Source organism: Arthrobacter sp. SO5, assembly GCF_020532805.1.
Classification (GTDB): domain Bacteria; phylum Actinomycetota; class Actinomycetes; order Actinomycetales; family Micrococcaceae; genus Arthrobacter.
On the sequence record NZ_MQTQ01000014.1, the window covers coordinates 1 to 406 of the forward strand.

1 protein-coding gene is annotated in these 406 nt (G+C 65.0%); it reads right to left on the minus strand.

Annotated features, from left to right (window positions below):
- On the minus strand, window positions 1–406 hold a 406-nt coding region (locus tag BJG92_RS02995), incomplete at both ends, for an AAA family ATPase (protein ID WP_232082540.1).

The following is a 406-nucleotide window of genomic DNA, read 5'->3' on the forward strand; positions in this document are numbered from 1 at the left end:
GCGCCTCGTACCGGTCCCGCAGGCCCTTGAGGATCTCGATCGCGTGCGCAACCGAGGGCTCCTTGACCTGGATGGGCTGGAAACGCCGTTCCAGCGCGGCATCCTTCTCGATGTGCTTGCGGTACTCATCCAGCGTGGTGGCACCGATGGTCTGCAGCTCCCCGCGCGCCAGCATGGGCTTCAGGATCGAGGCCGCATCGATGGCACCCTCCGCGGCACCGGCACCCACAAGCGTGTGGATCTCATCGATGAACAAGATGATGTCCCCGCGGGTACGGATCTCCTTGAGGACCTTCTTCAGCCGCTCCTCGAAGTCACCGCGGTACCGGGAGCCGGCCACCAGGGACCCGAGGTCCAAGGTGTACAGCTGCTTGTCCTTGATGGTCTCCGGGACATCGCCCCGGAC